The following is a 19,165-nucleotide window of genomic DNA, read 5'->3' as shown; positions in this document are numbered from 1 at the left end:
CTTAGATTTCAGCCCCTTCGAGCAACTCCGTCACCAAGGCAGCAATCGGCGAGCGTTCGGAGCGCGTCAGCGTGATGTGGCCGAACAACGGATGACCCTTGAGCGTCTCGACGACGGCCGCAACGCCGTCGTGCCTGCCGACGCGGAGGTTGTCGCGCTGGGCCACATCATGGGTGAGGACGATCTTGGAGTTTTGGCCGATCCGGCTCATCACGGTGAGCAGGACGTTCTTCTCCAAGGACTGGGCTTCGTCGACGATCACGAAGGCGTCGTGCAGTGAGCGTCCGCGGATGTGGGTGAGGGGAAGGACCTCGAGCATGCCCCGGTCCATGACTTCTTCCACCACTTCCTGGCTGACCAGTGCGCCCAAGGTATCGAACACAGCCTGCGCCCAGGGGTTCATCTTTTCGGACTCGGAGCCCGGGAGGTAGCCCAGTTCCTGTCCGCCCACCGCGTACAGGGGCCGGAACACTACAACCTTCCGGTGCTCGCGGCGTTCCAGGACGGCTTCCAGGCCCGCACAGAGCGCCAAGGCCGACTTACCAGTGCCTGCCCGGCCACCGATCGATACGATGCCCACCGATGGGTCCATGAGCATGTCGATGGCAAGCCGTTGTTCGGCTGAGCGACCGTGGAGTCCAAAGACGTCGCGGTCGCCCTTGACCAGGCGGACCTGCTTGTCGGCCCCCACGCGGCCAAGGGCGGAGCCGCGGTTGGAGAGCAGGACCAACCCGGTGTTGACCGGGAGTTCGGCCGCGGCAGGGATGAAGACGGGCTCGTGTCCGTAGAGCGTGGTGATTTCGTCGTCGTTGGCTTCCACCTCGGCCATGCCAGTCCAGCCGGAATCTTTGACCAGCTCGTTGCGGTACTCGTCGGCATTCAGGCCCATGGCAGATGCTTTGACGCGCATGGGCAGGTCCTTGGAGACAACCGTGACGTTGTGGCCTTCGTTGGCCAGGTTCTTCGCCACCGCCAGGATGCGGCTGTCGTTGTCTCCCCCGCGGAACCCTGCCGGCAGGACGTCCGGGGAGATGTGGTTCATTTCCACCCGGAGGATTCCGCCGTCGGACCCGATCGGAATGGGGTGGTCCAAACCGCCGTGTTCGATCCGGAGGTCGTCCAGGAGCCTGAGCGCTTTCCGGGCGAAGTAGCCCAGTTCGGGATCGTGGCGTTTGCCTTCGAGTTCGCTGATGACAACAATCGGGACGATGACTTCGTGTTCAGCGAAGCGCAATAACGCGTGTGGGTCCGAAAGCAGGACTGACGTGTCGATCACGTAGCTGCGGCCTGTGGCGGACGTGACGGTCTGCGCTTTTTGTGGGACGCGCTTGGCGCGAGAGGTAGCTGCACTTTCCCCGTCGGAAACCATTGCGGGCAGTTGCTCAGAAATAGCCACATCGACTCCAGCCCCGGGCGGTCGCCCGGCCTAATGGTGAAGCGGCTCGGCCGGAAGGCCGGGCGTGGCCTCCCATGTAACTGGTGCGATGTTCCGCTCCATGTACTGGCCTCCCCGATCAGCGGGCGGTTTTGCCTGCTGATGGGATTAACGTAATCCCGGACACATTCATTTCCGCAATCCGTCGTCGGCAAGTCGCATGTCCGTCTCGTTAATTTTCGGTGAACCCGACGGCGGCTAGGTTCCGTACCGGCGCTGGCGCCCGGCATAATCCCTGAGCGCACGCAGGAAATCGACCTTGCGGAAAGCAGGCCACAGGGCTTCGCAGAAATAGAACTCGCTGTACGCGCTCTGCCACATGAGGAAGCCGGAGAGCCGCTGCTCGCCGGACGTGCGGATCACCAGGTCCGGATCGGGCTGGCCGCGGGTGTAGAGGAAGCGTGAAATGTCGTCCACCGAAAGTTCATCTGCGACCTCCGTCATGGTGCGTCCCTTGGCGGCAGCATCGTGCAGCAGTTCCCGCACGGCGTCGACAATTTCGCGTCGACCACCGTAACCCACTGCTACGTTGACGTGGATCTTTTCATGGACAGGCGTCCGGGACGTCAGTTTGTTGAGCCGTTCGGCGAGGTAGTCCGGGAGCAGCTCAGGTGCGCCCATGGCGTGGACCGAGACGTCTTCGTCCTCGTCGAGGCGGTCCATGGTGTTGGCAATGATGCCCATGAGCAGGTCCAGTTCTTCACCGGAGCGGTTCATGTTGTCCGTGGAGAGCATGTAGAGCGTCACGACCTTGACGCCGAGCTCCTGGCACCAGCCCAGGAATTCGTGGATCTTGTCCGCCCCAGCCTGATGCCCTTGGCTCGTTGGAGCGTTGAACTGGCGGGCCCACCTGCGGTTACCGTCCACCATTACGCCAATATGCCGCGGGATCTGGTCCTGCTTGAGTGAGCGCAGCAACTTGCGCTCGTAAAAGCCATAGAGGAAACCGGGCAGCTCCACCGGACTCTCACCTGACTTCCTTGCTTGTACGACGACGACGCACATCCAAGGCTACCCGCCCCAGCCGTCGAGCCGGTGCAGTCTCGGGTCAAAATCCTCCGACGCAGGTTACCCTGCGGTAACTTACCGGAACGTAAGTTATTCTTGAACCATGGCTGAGCTCGTCGAAACCAAGCCCCTCTGGCGTGGATGGATCCACGCCGTCGCCGCTCCTTTCGCGTTGGCCGCCGGGATCATTTTGGTGGCAGTCGCACCCACTCCCGACCGCAAGGTCACCTCGGCCATCTATGCGCTGACAGGGTTCCTGCTCTTTGGCGTCAGCGCCGTTTACCACCGCGGAAACTGGTCACCCCGGGTCAAGATGGTCCTTAAACGTTTGGACCACACCAACATCATGCTGGTGATCGCAGGCAGCTACACCCCACTGGCCTGGTCGCTCCTTGAACGCTCCGAAGCCGTCACCTTGCTGTGGCTCGTGTGGTCCGGGGCAATAGTCGGGGTACTTTTCCGGATCCTCTGGACCGGAGCTCCACGGTGGCTCTACGTCCCCGTCTACATCGCCTTGGGCTGCGGCGCACTGTTCTACCTGCCGCAGTTTTTTGCGGCAAATGCCGCCGCGGCGGTCCTCATCTGCGTCGGTGGTGCGCTGTATATCGCCGGAGCGGTGTTCTACGGCATCAAAAGGCCAAACTTCAGCGCCACCCATTTCGGGTTCCACGAACTCTTCCACGCTTTCACCGTGCTGGCCTTCGCGGCACACTTCATCGCCATCATGGTGGCAGTACTGAGCTAGCTGGTTGCACAGCCACCCGAATTGACCACCCGAAGCCCTGCGTCAGCGATTACCGCGTCAGCGGGTACCCGGCCCGGCGTCGCCGTTCTCGTCCGCCTGGTCGCCGGCCTCGGCAGCCATGCGGGCTTCCTCCACCTGCGCCCGATAGCGGACACGGCGGATACGTCGCACCATGTCCACAATCAGGAAGGTCGTGAGGATCACGATGAAGGCCGTCAGGACGAAGCCCCAAGTACCCGGCGTCACCTGATCCTCGGACAGGCCAGGCCGCAGCGTGCCCGTAGGATCGGGCGACGGAGTAACGGTCAGGGCGAGTAGCAAGTGGTGCACGTTCAAACCTTCTATGGGAGCAGATGCAATTTCTACGAGCGATAGAAACTGGCGGCGTTCCTATCTTATCCCCGCGAAGAGGTCCTTCTCCGGCAGTTCGGACGGGACCCGCGAAGTGACCAGGGTGTAGTCCTCCCACGGCCATACCTTTCGCTGCAGCTCCGGTGACACAGCGAAGAAGAACCCCAGCGGGTCGATCTGGGTTCGGTGAGCGCGCAGGGCGTCGTCCCGGGCCTCGAAGAAGTCCCCGCAATCCACCTGGGTGGTTGTCTGGTGGGCCGGTACCGGCGGGGTGTGCCCCTCGGCGTCAGCTTCCAGCCAAGCAGCGAGCCGCTCGGCATACGGGGACTGCAGGCCGGCCTCTTCCAGGGCGAAGTGCAATGCCCGGAAGCGTTCGGGGCTGAATGCACGGTCGTAGTAGAGCTTGCTCGGCGCCCACGGCTCCCCCAGCCCCGGGTACCGGTCAGCGTCGCCTGCGGCTTCGAAGGCTTCCACAGCCACCTTGTGGGCCATGATGTGGTCCGGGTGCGGGTACCCTCCATTTTCGTCATAGCTGAGGATGACGTGGGGCTTGAAATTCCGGACCAGGCGGACCAGCGGCGCTGTGGCCCGCTCCAAAGGCTGCAGGGCGAAGCACCCTGCAGGGAGCGCAGGAAGCGGGTCACCTTCAGGCAAGCCTGAGTCCACGAAGCCCAGCCACCGTTGCTTGATGCCGAGGACTGCCGCTGCGTTCGCCATTTCCAGGCGCCGCGCACCGGCCATGTCGCGCTTGGGGTGCGGAGCATCCTCCATGGCGGGATTCTGGATATCTCCCCGCGAGCCGTCCGTGCACGTGGCAACCATGACGTCCACTCCGGCCGCGGCATACATTGCCATGGTCGCCGCGCCCTTGCTGGACTCATCATCCGGGTGGGCGTGGACGGCGAGCAGCCTCAGCTGGTGGTCGGAACTGCTGGACGCTGTCACGTGACGGCTCCTCTTTCGTATAACGGGTTTGTGGTACGGACTTGTGGGCGGTGAGCGGGCGCCGGGATCGGCACTAAACTGGATGGGTGACTTCAGAGGACCTATCGGCCACCCACGTACCGGCAAGCACCAGCCTAGCCAATCGCTACGGCGGCCAAAAGCACGCCATGACCCGCAAAACCAAGCGGATCATCGTCCTCGTGGCACTGATCGTTGGTATTGCGTTCGCGGCGTGGGTTGCCACGTCCTCGGCCACAGCCCCCGTCACCTTCAAAGATATCGGGTACAGCACGGTGGATGGGACCCAGGCAGAGGTGGACTACCAGGTCACCAAGAGTCCGGGCGCCACGGCAAAGTGCGCCATCAAGGCCATGGATTCCAAGTTCGCCGTAGTGGGGTGGAAAGTGGTGGAAATCGGCCCCAACCAGCCCGAGCAAAGCGCCGATGGCGGCCGGACCACCGTACAGCGGACCATCCTGCGCACCGAGTCCCCGGCGGTGTCCGGCGTCGTGGATAATTGCTGGATCGTGGACAGCGGAAAATAACAATCGTGTGACCCACGACTCAACCGGTTTGGGTTCGTCCAGAGGATTTACTACAATGGATGAAACCTTCACCCCGTTAAGTTGGTTACTGAGTTCCACGAGTGGCCACCTAGGCGGGGTCTTTTGCATTGTCAGATCAAGAGGAGAAATCCGTGTCTACCACCAACAGCGCCACTGCAGCTTGGCTTACCCAGGAAGCATTCGATCGCTTGACGGCTGAGCTGGACCACCTTTCCGGCGCTGGCCGGGCGGATATCGTCCAGAAGATCGAAGCTGCCCGCCAGGAGGGCGACCTCAAGGAGAACGGCGGCTACCACGCAGCCAAGGAGGAGCAGGGCAAGATTGAGGCCCGCATCCGACAGCTCACTGCACTTCTGCGCGATGCCCAGGTGGGCGAAGCACCTGCCGACGACGGCATCGTTGAACCCGGCATGCTGGTTGTTGCCCGCATTGCCGGCGACGAAGAGAAGTTCCTGCTCGGCTCCCGCGAAATCGCCGGGGATTCGGATATTGATGTTTTCAGCGAAAAGTCCCCCTTGGGCGCTGCCATCATCGGCCACAAAGAGGGCGAGAAACTGAGCTACGTTGCCCCCAACGGCAAGGAAATCCCGGTGGAGATCGTTTCCGCGAAGCCCTACGCCGGCTAAGCTGCAACGCCTTAACCAACGACGCCGGTCCGCCCCTTCCCGGGGCGGCCCGGCGTTTCCTTTGCCACCTTGCCGGCGGTCAGAAAGTTGCTGCGGGCTGCGCTTTAGGGCGTAACAGGACGGCCGCAATCACGCCGCCGACAGCTCCGCCGAGGTGTGCCTGCCAGGAGATGTACCCCATGACCGTGGGAAGCACCCCCAAAAGGATGCTGCCGTAGGCCATGAAGAGCACCACGGAGAGCAGGATCTGCCACCAGTTGCGGTTGAAGAAGCCCCGCACCAGGAGGAATGCGAAGAGTCCGAAGACCAGCCCGGAGGCGCCCACCGTCACCCCTCCCCCGCCGATAAGCCACACAGCCAGTCCTGAGCCCAGCCAACTGAACGCCAGGGCGGTGATGAACACACGGAATCCGGACATGAACGCCAGGAATCCGAAGATGATCAGCGGCAGCGTGTTGGAGAGCAGGTGATTGAAGTTGGCGTGCAGGAGCGGGAACGTCAGGATGTCCAGGACGCCATCCAGGGTCCGGGAACGCAGGCCAAAGGTGCGGTTGAGGCTGTGAAGCATCAGCGTGTTAATAAACTCGATGACGTAGAGCAGGATCACGAAGCCGCCCATGAACAACAGGCCGCCCTTCGCCCGCCCGGCCAACGAATCCTTCGCCTCTACCGGCGTCCCCTCAGGCATTCCCAGCACCAATGGCCCCCCTGTCAGTGCACCACGATTGGCTGGAAGCCCTCGGCACGCAGCGCACCGAGAACCTGTTCGCCGTGTTCGTGGCCCTTGGTTTCCAGGTTGATGGTGATGGAGACATCGCCCATGCTGATGGATCCTCCCAGGCGGGTGTGGTCGAGTCCGGTGACGTTGGCATCGTTTTCGGCGATGATCCGCGCGATGGTCGCCAGCGAACCGGGACGGTCATCCAGCATCATGCGCACCGTCATGAACCGGCCGGCGGCCGACAGGCCTCGCTGGATGACTTTGAGCATCAGCATGGGATCGATGTTTCCGCCGGAAAGCACGACGGCGGTGTTCCCCGGGTTTTCGATCTTGCCATCCATCAGTGCGGCTACTCCGACGGCACCGGCAGGTTCAACCACCATCTTTGCCCGTTCGAGCAGGAAGATCAGGGCGCGGGCCAACGAGTCTTCGCTGACGGTGACGACGTCGTCGACGAGTTCCCGGATGATGCTGAACGGAAGCTGGCCCGGCCGGCCCACGGCGATACCGTCCGCCATCGTAGTGACCTTTTTGAGCGGCACCAGTGCATCTGCTGCAAGGGAGGGAGGGTAGGCTGCGGCGTTTTCCGCCTGCACGCCGATAACCCGGATTTCCCGGCCAAGTTCCTTGGCCCGGGCCTTGATGGCCACCGCCACGCCAGCCAGGAGCCCACCACCGCCGACACCCATGAGGATGGTGTCCACGTTCGGGATCTGGTCCAGGATTTCGAGCCCAATGGTGCCTTGCCCGGCGACGACGTCCACGTTGTCGAAGGGGTGCACGAACACCGCGCCGGTTTCGTTGGCATAGCGTTGGGCTTCGGCCAATGCCTCATCCACGTTGTGCCCGTGCAGGACCACTTCGGCGCCATGGCTGCGGGTTGCTGCCAGTTTGGGCAGGGCAACGCCGAGCGGCATGTAGATTCTGGCATTGATGCCAAGGCTCTTAGCGGCTACGGCCACGCCTTGCGCGTGGTTTCCGGCGGAGGCCGCCACCACTCCGCGCTTCTTTTCGTCTTCGGTCAGGCGGGCCATCCGGACGTAGGCGCCACGGACCTTGAAGGAGCCTGCACGCTGGAGGTTCTCGCACTTGAAAAAGACGTTTCCGCCTACAAGGCTGCCCAACGCACGGGACGACTCCACCGGAGTCTTGGTAATAATGCCCTCGAGCAGCTCCTGCGCCTTGAGGACATCGTCCAGCGTGACGGGCAGGGTTTCGAGGGTATTCACTGACTATTCTCCTTTGTTGGTGTTGGCCGCAGGGTCCTCTACGGAGGTACTCCCTGAAACCTTGGTCTTGCCACCGACGCCGTTACCGGCCCGGGATGGGGGCTTTTGGACGCTGACGTCCTTGAAGTTGGCGTCCCCGTCCGGGGCCGTTGCAGCAGTGCCCTGCTGGAGCTCCACGCCGCCCAGTACTTCATCATGTTCCCACGTCCGGCCCGCAATGTAGCGAACTGCCGTGTTTACTACGGCGAGCAACGGCACCGCGAACAGCGCGCCGGGAATTCCTGCCAAGTAGGAGCCTGCGGCCACCGAGAGGATCACGGCCACCGGGTGGAGGGCTACGGCCTTGCCCATCACCAGCGGCTGGAGGATGTGGCTTTCGAGCTGCTGGACAAGCAGGACGATGGCCAGCATGATCAGCGCGTTGATGGGTCCGTTGGCTACCAGTGCGAGAAGCACGGCGATGGCACCGGTGACCAGGGCACCCACCACGGGGATAAAGGATCCAATGAACACCAGGACGGCGAGGGGCAGGGCAAGCGGAACCTGGATGATGGCAGCACCCACACCAATGCCCACTGCGTCCACGAACGCGACGAACATCTGGATGCGGACGTAACTGACCATCGAGGTCCAGCCGCGGCGACCTGCGCCGTCCGTGGCCCGGCGTGCCGTCTTGGGCAACAGACGGACCAGGAATCCCCAGATCCGGCTGCCTTCAAGCAGGAAGAAGATCAGGATAAACAGTGCCAGGACCAGGCCTGCCGCAAAGTGCCCGGCGGTGCTGCCAAAGGACAGGGCACCGCTCAGGATGCTGCTGCTGTTGTTCTGCAGGGCATTGGCACCATCGGCAATGTATTGGTCGATCTGGTCGGCCGTGAGATGGAGCGGCCCATCTGCCAGCCACGTCTGGATCTGCTGGATTCCGATCAGGGCCTCTTGCCAAAGCTCGCCGAAGCCGGATATGAGCTGCCTGCCCACAAGGGCCAAGGCACCTACGATCACGCCGATGAAGCCCAGGACCGTGACAGCCACGGCAGCACCGTTGGGCATGCTCCGTTGACGCAGCCAAGCGACCACCGGATAAAGCAGGCCTGCCAGGAGGGCTGCCACCATCACGGGGATGATGAGGAAACTGACCTTGCCCAGCAGCCACACGAGGGCGCCGATCATGAGCAGGATCAACCCTGCCCGCCACGACCACGCGGCGGCAATACGCACCCCGTAGGGGATGTCTTCGGCGATTTGGCGGTCAGAACGTGATCTGGCGTCAGGTGTTGGCGTCATGAACCTATACTTCCGCAGCCCGCGCCGTATGGGAAACCGACCCGCGCCGTGGCAGGGCCTGGCTAAAGGGACGCCGTGATGCCCCAGTTCATGGTGAATGCTTCGCCTGGGGCCAGCCAGCGCAGGCCATCGCCGCTGTTGAACGCGTTGGCCGGTCCGGTCATGGGCTCTATGGCCACCGCCCTGGTACGGCCGGGGAAGGTGTCGGTGACGAAGACGTGCACGTACTGGCAGCGTTTGTCCTGCTCCAGGCTCACACTTCGGCCGTCGGCTGCCGTCAGCGTGTGGCGGGCCACACCGCCGTCGAACGCCAAGTCCGTCAAGGCGACGTCCACCAGGAGTCCGCCCACTGTGCGCCCGGCGGAAAAGTCGTACTCCCCGTCTGCCGCAGCGGCGCTCCTGGGGATGAGCCGGTCATCAGCCACCAGACGGGTTCTTGCGTGGACGGTCAGCGTCAGGTCCTCCGGCGCGACGTCGCCGATGCGCAGGTACGGGTGGGCGCCCAGGACGAAGGGGGCCGCTGATGGGGAGTCGTTGAGCAAGGTCTGCGATACGCGGAGGTCCAAGGCTTCGTCCAGCTCGTAACGAACCTGGTGCCGCGCCAGGAACGGGTACCCGTGTTGCGGGAAAACGGTGGCTTCCAGGGTCACGGAAAACTCGGACTCATCCACCAGCGTGTATCCGGTATTCCGGAGGAGTCCGTGGCTGGCATTGTTGCGGGAGGCTTCGGTGATGTCGAGCTGTTGTTTCTTTCCGTCGAGGTACCAGACACCGTCTTCGATGCGGTTCGCCCAGGGAGCCAGGGTGATGCCTGTTGCGCCGGGCGGAATCTGGTCATCGCCGTAGCTTTCGGTCAGCGGGATACCCTTGCGCGAGTACAGGCGAAGGCCGGCCGCGAGCTCCGTAATGACGGCGAGCGCGTCGTCCCTGCGGAGCTCGAATTGGCGGCCCGAGGCGAATCGACGGGAGGCTGGCTGGTCGGTTTGGTCAACGGGCGCAGATGAGGCAGGCATGGCATTACCGTACTGCATCCCAGAAGGTCCGGACCGATCAGCAATGTTTGCTTTTGTTAGAAACTATGCGCTTTTGGTTACTTGTGGAATGATGGATTCATGAGTCGCATCACCAGCACCCGCCTCGCGGACAGCCGAGAGCTGATCTATTTCGATGACCCCGGAACTCCGGAACGAGCTCCCGAATCTCTGGTTGACCACCGCGGGCTTCCCGCCCGAGGCGAGCCCGGGGAAGTCAGGTATGACGCGTTGTCCGGTGACTGGGTAGCCGTAGCGGCCCATCGGCAAGCCCGGACGCATCTGCCCCCTGCAGATCAGTGCCCTATTTGCCCGACCACGCCTGCGAACCCGTCCGAGATCCCAGCACCGGATTATGACGTGGTGGTCTTCGAAAACCGTTTCCCGTCGCTCGGACCTGCAGTAGGTGACATCCCTCCCCTGCCGGCACCGGGCCTCAGCGGCCACGGCACCAAGGGAGTGGCATACGGGCGCTGCGAAGTGGTGGCTTTCACCCCGCAGCACACCGGTTCGTTCGCCGAACTGGGTGAAACGCGCGCCCGCACCGTGATCGAAGCCTGGGCCCAGCGCACGGAAGCCCTGAGCGCCCTGCCCGGGATCAAACAGGTCTTCCCGTTCGAAAACCGTGGTGCGGACATCGGCGTCACCCTGCACCACCCCCACGGCCAGATCTACGCCTACCCCTACGTGACGCCCCGTGCGGCCCAACTGGGCGCCGTCGCCCGCAAGTACTACGACGACGTCGACGCGAAGGAAACCCTGGCGGCCTCGCTCCTCAAAGCCGAACGTGAAGATGGAAGCCGGATGGTCCTGGAGGCCAAACACTTCAGCGCCTACGTCCCTTTCGCTGCGCGCTGGCCCCTGGAGATCCACTTGGTGCCGCACCGCAGCGTCCCTGATTTGGCTGCACTGACCGGGGAAGAACGGGACGAACTGTCGCACGTCTACCTTGACCTGTTGAAGCGGCTGGACTTGCTCTACCCAACACCCATGCCGTACATCTCCGCATGGCACCAGGCCCCGTTGGATCCGGCCCTGCGCCCTGCGGGCCAACTCCACCTGCAGTTGACCTCGCCCCGCCGCGCGGCCGATAAGCTCAAGTACCTGGCCGGTTCAGAAGCGGCCATGGGAGCGTTCATCAACGACACCACGCCGGAGGCCGTCGCCGAACGGCTGCGCAACGTTGCCGCCCCGGCCTCCGCCAAAACCCTGGAAGGCACCCCAGCATGAGCACCGCCACCGACACCAGCGTCCTCGCCGCCCGCTTCCAGGAAGTCTTTGGTGCCGCTCCCGACGGCGTGTGGCAGGCTCCCGGCCGGGTCAACCTCATCGGCGAGCACACCGACTACAACGAAGGGTTTGTCCTGCCCTTCGCGATCGACAAGACAGCAAAAGTGGCCCTGCGCGTCCGCGACGACTCCACGGTGCGCCTGCTCTCCACGTTCGGTGGCCACGGCCTCGTGGAGACGGACCTCAACGGCTTGGAGCCGGGTTCGGGCCACGGCTGGTCGCGGTATCCGCTGGGGGTGGCCTGGGCTTTGCAGGATCGGGACGTAACCGTCCCCGGATTCGACCTGCTCCTCGACTCCGATGTTCCCCCGGGCGCCGGCCTTTCTTCCTCCCATGCCATTGAGTGCGCCGTCATTTCCGCCCTCAACGAGCTCACGGGAGCAGGCTTCGCCGCCGAGGAACTGGTCTTGGCTACCCAGCGTGCAGAGAACGTCTTTGTTGGCGCGCCCACGGGAATCATGGACCAGTCGGCTTCCTTGCGGGGAGCCAAGGGTCAGGCCGTCTTCCTGGACTGCCGCGACCAGCACGTGGAGCTGGTCCCCTTCGATGCCCAGGCTTCAGGTTTGGTCCTGCTGGTCATCGATACGAAAGTGTCGCATTCCCATGCCGACGGCGGTTACGCCTCCAGGCGGGCGTCTTGCGAATTGGGTGCCGAGATCCTCGGTGTCAAAGCACTGCGCGACGTCGGTGTGGAGCGTTTGGAGGAGGCGTCCGGTTTGCTGGACGAAACCACCCTTCGACGGGTCCGCCACGTGGTCACTGAAAACGACAGGGTCCTCCAAACCGTGGAATTCCTTGGCACCCAGGGTCCTGCCTCCATCGGCGCACTGCTGGATGCCAGCCACGCCTCCATGCGGAATGACTTCGAGATCTCCTGCCCGGAGCTGGACCTCGCCGTGGACACGTCCCGGTCCGCCGGCGCCATTGGTGCCCGCATGACCGGTGGAGGTTTCGGCGGCTCGGCCATTGCCCTGACTCCGGTGGGCCAGGAGCAGCAGGTGCGTGACGCCGTCGTGCGTTCCTTCGCAGCGGCGGGCTTCACCGCACCGGACATTTTCACCGTTACACCGGCAGCCGGCGCCCGCCGCCTGGCCTGACGTTCCACCCCGCTGGCGCCCTCAATTCCTCCCGGATGCCGGGCGTAAGCTGGGGCCATGACTGAGGCTGTCATCGTTTCCACCGCAAGGAGTCCCATAGGCCGGGCCTTCAAAGGCTCGCTTAAGGACGAACGTCCAGACGACCTCGCAACCGCCATGGTCCAGGCTGCCCTGGCCAAGTTGCCCGACTTCGATCCCGGAGCCGATGATGGCAAGGGACTCGATGACATCCTGCTCGGTTGTGCAGAGCCCAGCGGCGAGGCCGGCTCCAACATGGCGCGCGTGGTTGCTGTCCTGGCCGGGCTGGACCGCGTACCGGCGGCCACCATCAACCGTTTCTGTGCCTCGAGCCTCCAAACGCTGCGAATGGCCTTCCACGCCATCAAATCCGGAGAAGCCCACGCGATCGTCTCGGCCGGGGTGGAGAGCGTATCGCGGTACCAGAACTGGGCCGGAGCGGGTGAAACCGATACCGCCAACCACAATCCCCTTTTCGAGTCTGCCGCACAGCGCACAGTTGCCCGTGCGGCCTCAAACATCCCGTGGACCGACCCCAGGCTGGGCGGCCGTTTGCCGGACATCTACATCTCCATGGGCCAGACCGCCGAGAACGTCGCCACAAGCTATGGCATCAGCAGGGCCGAACAGGACCAGTGGGGCGTCCTAAGCCAAAACCGTGCCGAAGCCGCCATTGCCTCGGGGTTCTATTCACGCGACATCACACCGTACACACGCAAGGACGGGGTTATGGTGGACCGCGACGATTCGCCCCGGGCCGGGGTGACCCTTGAAGCGGTATCGGCGCTGCAGCCCGTCTTCCGCGCGTCCGGGACAGTGACAGCGGGGAATGCCTGCCCCCTTAACGATGGCGCCGCCGCCGTGGTGGTCATGAGCGACACCCGGGCGCGCGACCTTGGACTTCAGCCCCTGGCGCGCGTCGTTTCGACCGGAGTGAGCGCTCTCTCCCCCGAGCTCATGGGCATGGGACCGGTGGAATCCTCCCGCCGGGCACTCGCGTTGGCCGGCCTGACAATGGACGACATCGATTTGGTGGAGCTCAACGAAGCCTTCGCGGTCCAGGTTCTCGCCAGCGCCCGTGAACTGGGGATCGACCCGGCCAAGCTCAACGTCCATGGCGGTGCCATCGCATTGGGGCACCCCTTTGGGATGACCGGCGCCCGCATGACCAGCACGCTTCTGAATGGCTTGAAGGAGCGTGACGGGACATTGGGGCTTGCGACCCTGTGCGTGGGCGGCGGGCAGGGCATGGCGGTGGTGTTCGAGCGCCTGAGCTAGCAGTGAATACAAAAATGCCCCCAAACATTGTTTGGGGGCATTTTGGCGTTTACTTTGTTCCGGCGGTGTTAGTCGTCGCCGCGCAGAATTGCCAACAGGCGGATAATTTCGACGTAGAGCCACACCAGGGTGACTGTCAGGCCGAACGCGGCAATCCAGGAATAACGTTCCGGGGCACCGGCGCGGACGCCTTGCTCGATGCTGGTGAAGTCCATGATGAGCGAGAACGCTGCCAGGCCAATGGCCAGGATGCCGATGAAGACGCCCAACGGAATGCCCGCGATCGTGATGCTGGTGCGGAGGCCGAACGGCTCCTGCACGGCACCGGTCCACATCATGACCAGGTTAATGAGCGCGAAGACCGCGTAACCGATGGTGGCGATCATGAAGAAGCGGACCATCTTGGGAGTCGCACGGACCTTGCCACTCTTGAACAGGACCAGCGTGACACCGAAAACAGCAAGGGTGCCGATGACTGCCTGCAGGCCGACGCCCGGGTACATTCCATCAAGGATGCGGGTGAGGCCGCCAAGGAACAGCCCCTCAAGGCCGGCGTAAGCCAGGATCAGCGCGGGTGAGGGCTGCTTCTTGAACGTGTTGACGAGGGCCAGGACGAAACCGCCCAGCGCGCCAACGATCATGAGCAGGCTGGAGAGAGCCGGGGCAACGAAGAGGGTTACGCCAGCACCGATGACCAAAACCACGAGGCAGGCGACAGTCTTCATGATGACGTCGTCATACGTCATGCGCCCGGTGTCGGCGGGGCCGGCCGAGGGCTGGTTGTACATCTGCTGCAGCTGCTCGTTGGTCATGTTCTGCTGCTGGGCCGACCATGCGGCTTGGCCATCCATGACCTGCGAGGGCGCTCGACCGGCTTGGTTAAACTGCTGGCCGTAGGGATTTTGCGGTACAGGCGGGGCCTGCTTTGCTCCACGGAAATTCTTTCCGTTGAAGACTGGGTTTCCGCCAAGTGCCATTACGGGTGTCCTCCTGAAAAAGGGCTGAGTGATAGTTCACGGTACCAATTACCACGCCCGGCCGGCAGCGAAAGTTCCCTTGTTCACGAGGCCGAAACACAACCGTGACACGGAATTGGAACAGTGATGGGCGTAGGCGTTCGTCCGAACGTTTAGTAGCACCGTCAAACAACAAAGGTTTACTTAAGAAGCGCTACATTGCTTGTTGCCTCCAGCTTCACAGTTGTTACCTGATCGCGATCTTCGCACCGCCGAACTGGGCATTCATTACTCCCCACGAGCGGTAACATAGGCCACACATGGGTGACTTAGATCACATCGAGGCAGCTAGGCAAAGAGTTATTCACAAGCCCCATGACCGTTCGCACCGGCCGCAATGGCGCAGCCGGGACCACCCCCACTGTGGAGGTTTCCATTTTGAGAAGCACACTGCGCGACCCGTCCATCAGACGGTCCAAGGGACTGCAGAGAGTAGTGGGGGCGCTTTTCGCTTCCCTCATTGCTGTTCTGTTGATCGCCGCCCCCGCGGCGGAGGCAACCACCCCCTCGCCTTCGCCATCAGCAACAAATTTCCAAAACAACATCAGCGGATTCCTCCGCGATGATGCCCGGGCACCCATACCCGGCGTCAAAATCAAGGCCTCAGGCAATGGCTTCCAGGGCGAAGCCACTTCAGGAGCCAACGGTGCCTGGAGCATCGGCGTCCCGGTCCAGGGCACTTACAGGGTAGAGCTGGACACTTCCACCCTGCCGGACGGCATCAAGCTCGCTGAAGGCCAGGACAATCCCCGCGATGTCACCTTCAGCCAGACCTCCAACCTGTCGGTGATCTTCGCCTTCGGCAAAGGCATTGTGATCCAGCAACAGGACTTCGGCCAGAACCTGCTCAACCGCCTCGTCGCAGGCCTGAGCTTCGGCTTGCTCCTGGCCCTTGCCGCTGTTGGCCTTTCCCTGATCTTCGGAACCACCGGCCTCACCAACTTCGCCCACGGCGAGATGGTCACACTGGGCGCGGTCTTGGTGTTCATGTTCAACGGCATGGGTCTGCCCTTCTGGTTGGCCATCCTGCTGGCACTGGTCGGCGGCGGAGTCTTCGGCTACGTCCAGGACGCTGGACTGTGGCGCCCGCTGCGTAAACGTGGCTCAGGCCTTGTCCCCATGATGATCGTCAGCATCGGCCTTGCCTTGGCAATCCGGTATGTCATCCAGTTCTTCTTCGGCGGTGCCACACAGCAGCTGCCCGGAGCCCAAAGTGCCGAGATCCAGATCGGCCCCGTGTCCATCACGCCGAACAACCTTTGGTCACTGATCATCAGTGCCGTGGTCATCGCACTGGTGGGCATCGTCCTGCTGAAAACGCGCCTCGGCAAAGCAACACGCGCTGTGGCGGACAACCCCGCACTGGCAGCGGCATCCGGCATCGACGTCGACTCCGTGATCAGGCTTGTGTGGATCGTTGGCGGTGTCCTTGCTTCCCTCGGCGGCATCCTGTGGGCGTACTACCGGCCAGGCGTCACCTTCGACATGGGCTCGCAGATCCTGCTTCTCATCTTCGCCGGCGTGACCCTGGGCGGCCTGGGAACTGTCTTCGGCGCACTGATCGGCTCGATCGTCGTCGGCGTCTTCGTGGAACTGACAACCGTCTTCGGCCTCCCCGCCGACCTCAAATACGTCGGTGCCCTGTTCATCATGATTGTTGTCCTTCTGTTCCGACCGCAGGGTATCCTCGGCCGGCGTGAGCGTGTGGGTTAGGAGCGGGCCATGGATTTCGGATTTATTCTCTCCAGCGCCCTTGGCGAACTTTTCAGTCCGACGACGGCGGCCTACGCGCTTGCCGCTTTGGGCCTTGCGGTCCACTTCGGCTACTCAGGCCTGCTGAACTTCGGCCAGGCAGGTTTCATGGCCGTGGGTGCTTACGGCTTTGCCATCTCCACCCTGACGTTCAAGGCTCCGTTCTTCATCGGCCTGCTGATCGCCATCCTGTGTTCGGTGATCTTCGCCTTCATCCTCGGCATCCCGACTCTGAGGCTACGGGCCGACTATCTGGCCATCGTGACCATCGCGTCCGCGGAAATCGTCCGGTACGTCGTCACCACCAACCAGCTGACCAGCGTCACTGGTTCGGCAAACGGCCTGGCCGCCTTCGAGGGCGATTTCTACGCCATGAATCCATTCCCCGAAGGCTCCTACATGGGCATGAACAACAGGGACTTCTTCATCCGCGTGGTGGGTTGGGCCTTGGTCATCGTTTGCTGCCTGCTGGTTTGGCTCCTCATGCGCAGCCCCTGGGGCCGCGTACTGAAGGGTATCCGGGAAGACGAGAACGCCGTTCGATCACTCGGTAAGAACGTCTACTCCTACAAGATGCAGGCGCTGGTCATTGGCGGTGTGCTCGGCGCACTTGCCGGCATGATCTTCACCCTGCCCCGCGGCGCTGTCCAACCATCCAACTACGGCACCGAGCTGACGTTCTTCCTGTGGACCTGCCTCCTGCTCGGTGGCATGGCCACTGTCCTGGGGCCGGTCATTGGAGCCATGATCTTCTGGGTAGTGCTCTCGCTGACCCAGAGCCTTCTTTACGGCCTCATCGAATCGGGGGTCATCACGTGGCTGACCACTGTCCAGGCAGGCCAGCTCCGCTACATCCTGGTGGGTGTGGCACTGATGCTCCTGATGATCTTCCGCCCGCAAGGCGTCTTCGGCAATAAGAAGGAGCTTGCATTCGCATGAGTGAAATGAACGAACAAGACATCGACTACATGACCGATTCGCGGCCGATCGCCGTCGGGGAGAACCTGCCCGGCTGCAAGAAGCGTGACCCGATCGTGGTGGCAGAGGGCGTTACCCGTTCCTTTGGCGGCATCAACGCCGTGGACGTCGAGTACCTCGAAATTCCCCGCCATAAGATCACGGCCCTGATTGGGCCCAACGGTGCAGGCAAGACCACGCTGTTCAACCTGCTGACCGGTTTCGACACACCCAACTCGGGCAAGTGGCAGTTTGAAGGCAACAGTCTCGCCGGGGTGTCTTCCTACAAGGTGGCCCGCATGGGCATGGTCCGCACGTTCCAGCTGACCAAGGTCATGGGCAAGTTGACCGTCATGGAAAACATGCGCCTCGGCGCTGCCGACCAGCCTGGCGAACGGCTTTCCAAGGCCCTGTTCAAAGGCATGTGGGGTGGCCGGGAACGGGACATTACCGCACAGGCTGACGTCCTGCTGCAGAAGTTCAAGCTTGACGCCAAGAAGGACGACTACGCTGCGTCGCTCTCCGGCGGCCAGCGCAAGCTCCTGGAAATGGCACGCTCATTGATGGTCCGGCCCAAGCTGGTGATGCTCGACGAGCCCATGGCAGGCGTGAACCCGGCACTGACACAGTCGCTGTTGGACCACATCAAGAACCTCAAAGCTGAAGGCATGACTGTCCTCTTCGTTGAGCACGACATGAACATGGTCCGCCACATCGCGGACTGGGTGGTGGTCATGGCCGAAGGCAAGGTGGTGGCTGAGGGACCTCCGGGAGAAGTGATGAAGAATCCCGCCGTCATCGACGCCTACCTTGGCGCCCACCACGACGTCGATCTTGGCGACGCTGAAGGCATCAAGGAACTCGAAGCGGAACTCGTAGCCGATGACGAGTCGGTTGTCGGAACGGAAGATGCCGGCATTCTGTCCGACATCGAAGAACCCAAGAAGGAGGACGGGAAATGAGCAGTCCCGCTGCAATGCCCGCCTCGGCAGCCGCCCCGGCAAGCGATTCCGTCGTCAAAGTCACCAACCTGGTGGCGGGCTACATCCCGGGCGTCAACATCCTCAACGGCTGTAGCATCGAAGCACGCAAGGGCGAGCTGATCGGCATTATCGGCCCTAACGGCGCCGGCAAGTCCACCCTGCTCAAGGCCATGTTCGGCCTGGTGAAGGTACACTCCGGCACCGTTGTGGTCCGCGGGCAGGACCTCACCGGGTTGAAGGCCAACAAGCTGGTGACCCAGGGCGTGGGCTTCGTTCCGCAGACCAACAACGTCTTCGCTACCTTGACCATCGAAGAGAACCTCCAGATGGGCATGTTCCAGCGGCCCAAGGTCTTCGCCGAGCGCTTCGACTTTGTCACCAGCCTGTTCCCGGAACTGGGCAAGCGGCGCGCACAACGCGCCGGGTCCCTTTCGGGTGGCGAACGCCAGATGGTGGCCATGGGAAGGGCCCTCATGATGGACCCGGCGGTGTTGCTGCTGGATGAGCCGTCGGCCGGTCTCTCCCCCGTCAAGCAGGACGAGACGTTCCTGCGCGTCCACGAGATCAACCGTGCCGGCGTCTCCGTGATCATGGTGGAACAGAACGCACGCCGCTGCCTTCAGATCTGCGATCGCGGCTACGTCCTGGACCAAGGAAAGGACGCGTACACGGGTACGGGCCGTGAGCTCATGAAGGACCCCAAGGTGATCCAGCTGTACCTGGGCACCCTGGCGGACGAGGTCTAGTAGATCCACGACGCTCCAACACCACGTGGGCCCCAGCTCGGTTACTGAGCCGGGGCCCACGCTTTGTTGTGGGGCCCGCTCTGCGCC

At 62.9% G+C, this 19,165-nt stretch carries 19 protein-coding genes; 10 read left to right on the top strand and 9 right to left on the bottom strand.

Features of this window, described 5'->3' with window-relative positions:
* Window position 1 precedes the first annotated feature (1 nt).
* Both phoH2 and QRM57_RS07415 read right to left on the bottom strand, forming a co-directional pair.
* Window positions 2–1,396 carry an RNA 5'-3' helicase PhoH2 gene (gene phoH2 / locus QRM57_RS07420; RefSeq protein ID WP_257368683.1) on the bottom strand — a complete coding sequence of 465 codons (1,395 nt, stop codon included), beginning with the start codon at window positions 1,394–1,396 and terminating at the stop codon, window positions 2–4.
* A 237-nt stretch (window positions 1,397–1,633) separates the two neighbouring features.
* Window positions 1,634–2,440, bottom strand: a complete 807-nt coding sequence (locus QRM57_RS07415) for an isoprenyl transferase (protein WP_257368684.1) — start codon at window positions 2,438–2,440, stop codon at window positions 1,634–1,636.
* A gap of 106 nt (window positions 2,441–2,546) precedes the next feature.
* Here QRM57_RS07415 and trhA point away from each other — a divergent pair, with 106 nt between their 5' ends.
* Window positions 2,547–3,188 (top strand): PAQR family membrane homeostasis protein TrhA, encoded by a 642-nt coding sequence (gene trhA, locus QRM57_RS07410; protein ID WP_284986113.1) that lies wholly within the window; start codon window positions 2,547–2,549, stop codon window positions 3,186–3,188.
* A gap of 57 nt (window positions 3,189–3,245) precedes the next feature.
* On the opposite strand, the gene QRM57_RS07405 is transcribed toward trhA, so the two are convergent.
* On the bottom strand, window positions 3,246–3,518 hold the full coding sequence (locus QRM57_RS07405) for a hypothetical protein (protein WP_257368688.1): 273 nt from the start codon (window positions 3,516–3,518) through the stop codon (window positions 3,246–3,248).
* A 60-nt stretch (window positions 3,519–3,578) separates the two neighbouring features.
* A complete protein-coding gene (mca, locus tag QRM57_RS07400; protein ID WP_257368689.1) occupies window positions 3,579–4,484 on the bottom strand; it encodes a mycothiol conjugate amidase Mca in 906 nt (301 codons plus the stop codon).
* A gap of 86 nt (window positions 4,485–4,570) precedes the next feature.
* Here mca and QRM57_RS07395 point away from each other — a divergent pair, with 86 nt between their 5' ends.
* Both QRM57_RS07395 and greA read left to right on the top strand, forming a co-directional pair.
* Window positions 4,571–5,029: a DUF4307 domain-containing protein gene (locus QRM57_RS07395; protein ID WP_257368690.1), complete on the top strand. Its 459-nt coding sequence runs from the start codon at window positions 4,571–4,573 to the stop codon at window positions 5,027–5,029.
* Window positions 5,030–5,181: 152 nt separating this feature from the next.
* Window positions 5,182–5,676 carry a transcription elongation factor GreA gene (gene greA / locus QRM57_RS07390; protein WP_257368692.1) on the top strand — a complete coding sequence of 165 codons (495 nt, stop codon included), beginning with the start codon at window positions 5,182–5,184 and terminating at the stop codon, window positions 5,674–5,676.
* A 79-nt stretch (window positions 5,677–5,755) separates the two neighbouring features.
* Here the strand turns inward: greA and QRM57_RS07385 are convergent, their stop codons facing one another.
* From QRM57_RS07385 to QRM57_RS07370, 4 genes are all read right to left on the bottom strand, one after another.
* Window positions 5,756–6,364 (bottom strand): rhomboid family intramembrane serine protease, encoded by a 609-nt coding sequence (locus QRM57_RS07385; RefSeq protein WP_257368693.1) that lies wholly within the window; start codon window positions 6,362–6,364, stop codon window positions 5,756–5,758.
* 23 nt (window positions 6,365–6,387) lie between these two features.
* A complete protein-coding gene (gene ilvA / locus QRM57_RS07380) occupies window positions 6,388–7,626 on the bottom strand; it encodes a threonine ammonia-lyase (RefSeq protein ID WP_026542826.1) in 1,239 nt (412 codons plus the stop codon).
* Between the two features lie 3 nt (window positions 7,627–7,629).
* Window positions 7,630–8,910: an AI-2E family transporter gene (locus tag QRM57_RS07375; RefSeq protein ID WP_284986112.1), complete on the bottom strand. Its 1,281-nt coding sequence runs from the start codon at window positions 8,908–8,910 to the stop codon at window positions 7,630–7,632.
* A gap of 62 nt (window positions 8,911–8,972) precedes the next feature.
* Window positions 8,973–9,923 carry an aldose 1-epimerase family protein gene (locus tag QRM57_RS07370; RefSeq protein ID WP_284986111.1) on the bottom strand — a complete coding sequence of 317 codons (951 nt, stop codon included), beginning with the start codon at window positions 9,921–9,923 and terminating at the stop codon, window positions 8,973–8,975.
* 99 nt (window positions 9,924–10,022) lie between these two features.
* On the opposite strand from QRM57_RS07370, the gene galT reads away from it, so the two are divergent.
* The 3 genes from galT to QRM57_RS07355 are packed head-to-tail and all read left to right on the top strand — an operon-like array spanning window position 10,023 to window position 13,624.
* Window positions 10,023–11,171 carry a galactose-1-phosphate uridylyltransferase gene (gene galT, locus QRM57_RS07365; protein ID WP_284986110.1) on the top strand — a complete coding sequence of 383 codons (1,149 nt, stop codon included), beginning with the start codon at window positions 10,023–10,025 and terminating at the stop codon, window positions 11,169–11,171.
* Window positions 11,168–12,328, top strand: coding sequence for a galactokinase (gene galK, locus QRM57_RS07360; RefSeq protein ID WP_284986109.1), 1,161 nt, complete (start codon window positions 11,168–11,170; stop codon window positions 12,326–12,328). Before galT ends, galK begins: the two co-directional genes overlap by 4 nt.
* 57 nt (window positions 12,329–12,385) lie before the next feature.
* On the top strand, window positions 12,386–13,624 hold the full coding sequence (locus QRM57_RS07355) for an acetyl-CoA C-acetyltransferase (protein WP_284986108.1): 1,239 nt from the start codon (window positions 12,386–12,388) through the stop codon (window positions 13,622–13,624).
* A 68-nt stretch (window positions 13,625–13,692) separates the two neighbouring features.
* Here the strand turns inward: QRM57_RS07355 and QRM57_RS07350 are convergent, their stop codons facing one another.
* A complete protein-coding gene (locus QRM57_RS07350; RefSeq protein ID WP_284986107.1) occupies window positions 13,693–14,601 on the bottom strand; it encodes a Bax inhibitor-1/YccA family protein in 909 nt (302 codons plus the stop codon).
* Window positions 14,602–14,955: 354 nt separating this feature from the next.
* On the opposite strand from QRM57_RS07350, the gene QRM57_RS07345 reads away from it, so the two are divergent.
* Genes QRM57_RS07345 through QRM57_RS07330 form a run of 4 tightly spaced genes read left to right on the top strand, consistent with a single transcriptional unit; the run spans window position 14,956 to window position 19,078 of the window.
* Entirely contained in the window at window positions 14,956–16,353 is a 1,398-nt protein-coding gene (locus tag QRM57_RS07345; RefSeq protein WP_257368703.1) for a branched-chain amino acid ABC transporter permease, read from the top strand.
* A gap of 9 nt (window positions 16,354–16,362) precedes the next feature.
* Entirely contained in the window at window positions 16,363–17,331 is a 969-nt protein-coding gene (locus QRM57_RS07340; protein WP_235519291.1) for a branched-chain amino acid ABC transporter permease, read from the top strand.
* The gene (locus tag QRM57_RS07335; protein WP_284986106.1) at window positions 17,328–18,311 is read left to right on the top strand and encodes an ABC transporter ATP-binding protein; all 984 of its coding nucleotides are present in this window, start codon (window positions 17,328–17,330) and stop codon (window positions 18,309–18,311) included. The genes QRM57_RS07340 and QRM57_RS07335 overlap by 4 nt, the downstream gene beginning before the upstream one ends.
* Complete coding sequence (locus tag QRM57_RS07330; protein WP_211713109.1) at window positions 18,308–19,078, top strand: ABC transporter ATP-binding protein; 771 nt, start codon at window positions 18,308–18,310, stop codon at window positions 19,076–19,078. Before QRM57_RS07335 ends, QRM57_RS07330 begins: the two co-directional genes overlap by 4 nt.
* The last annotated feature ends 87 nt before the right edge of the window (window positions 19,079–19,165 follow it).

The organism is Arthrobacter sp. fls2-241-R2A-172 (genome assembly GCF_030208885.1).
GTDB lineage: Bacteria > Actinomycetota > Actinomycetes > Actinomycetales > Micrococcaceae > Arthrobacter.
Note: the sequence above shows the minus strand (reverse complement) of the source record. Positions and strands in the feature narration are given on the sequence as shown.

What these genes read in the sequence shown, in the direction of transcription:
- QRM57_RS07345 (WP_257368703.1), top strand. Translation starts at nt 14,956, where the DNA reads ATGACCGTTCGCACCGGCCGCAATGGCGCAGCCGGGACCACCCCCACT.
- QRM57_RS07415 (WP_257368684.1), bottom strand. Translation starts at nt 2,440, where the DNA reads ATGTGCGTCGTCGTCGTACAAGCAAGGAAGTCAGGTGAGAGTCCGGTG.
- galT (WP_284986110.1), top strand. Translation starts at nt 10,023, where the DNA reads ATGAGTCGCATCACCAGCACCCGCCTCGCGGACAGCCGAGAGCTGATC.
- QRM57_RS07375 (WP_284986112.1), bottom strand. Translation starts at nt 8,910, where the DNA reads ATGACGCCAACACCTGACGCCAGATCACGTTCTGACCGCCAAATCGCC.
- QRM57_RS07335 (WP_284986106.1), top strand. Translation starts at nt 17,328, where the DNA reads ATGAGTGAAATGAACGAACAAGACATCGACTACATGACCGATTCGCGG.
- QRM57_RS07355 (WP_284986108.1), top strand. Translation starts at nt 12,386, where the DNA reads ATGACTGAGGCTGTCATCGTTTCCACCGCAAGGAGTCCCATAGGCCGG.
- QRM57_RS07385 (WP_257368693.1), bottom strand. Translation starts at nt 6,364, where the DNA reads ATGCCTGAGGGGACGCCGGTAGAGGCGAAGGATTCGTTGGCCGGGCGG.
- QRM57_RS07370 (WP_284986111.1), bottom strand. Translation starts at nt 9,923, where the DNA reads ATGCCTGCCTCATCTGCGCCCGTTGACCAAACCGACCAGCCAGCCTCC.
- QRM57_RS07340 (WP_235519291.1), top strand. Translation starts at nt 16,363, where the DNA reads ATGGATTTCGGATTTATTCTCTCCAGCGCCCTTGGCGAACTTTTCAGT.
- trhA (WP_284986113.1), top strand. Translation starts at nt 2,547, where the DNA reads ATGGCTGAGCTCGTCGAAACCAAGCCCCTCTGGCGTGGATGGATCCAC.
- galK (WP_284986109.1), top strand. Translation starts at nt 11,168, where the DNA reads ATGAGCACCGCCACCGACACCAGCGTCCTCGCCGCCCGCTTCCAGGAA.
- QRM57_RS07350 (WP_284986107.1), bottom strand. Translation starts at nt 14,601, where the DNA reads ATGGCACTTGGCGGAAACCCAGTCTTCAACGGAAAGAATTTCCGTGGA.
- QRM57_RS07330 (WP_211713109.1), top strand. Translation starts at nt 18,308, where the DNA reads ATGAGCAGTCCCGCTGCAATGCCCGCCTCGGCAGCCGCCCCGGCAAGC.